General features: G+C 40.7%; 1 protein-coding gene. It reads left to right on the top strand.

Annotation, left to right across the window (positions count from 1 at the left end; all coding sequences use genetic code 11):
- On the top strand, window positions 1-236 hold a 236-nt coding region (gene rplM / locus AAEY79_RS16410; RefSeq protein WP_352289846.1), incomplete at both ends, for a 50S ribosomal protein L13.

The raw sequence follows: 236 nt of genomic DNA, 5'->3' as shown, positions 1-236 counted from the left end.
ACCAGAAACAGTAAAACGTGACTGGTACGTAGTTGACGCTGAAGGTAAAACTTTAGGTCGCATCGCTACTGAAATCGCTCTCCGCCTACGCGGTAAGCATAAAGTTGAATATACACCGCACGTAGATACTGGTGATTATATCATCGTTATCAACGCTGAAAAAGTTACTGTAACTGGTAACAAATTCAAAAACAAAGTGTACTATTCACACTCTGGTTTTCCAGGTGGTCTTAAGT

The sequence above is a fragment of the Psychrobacter sp. GW64-MNA-CIBAN-0177 genome, assembly GCF_040309585.1.
Classification (GTDB): domain Bacteria; phylum Pseudomonadota; class Gammaproteobacteria; order Pseudomonadales; family Moraxellaceae; genus Psychrobacter; species Psychrobacter okhotskensis.
This window is presented reverse-complemented; position numbering and strand designations above follow the sequence as displayed.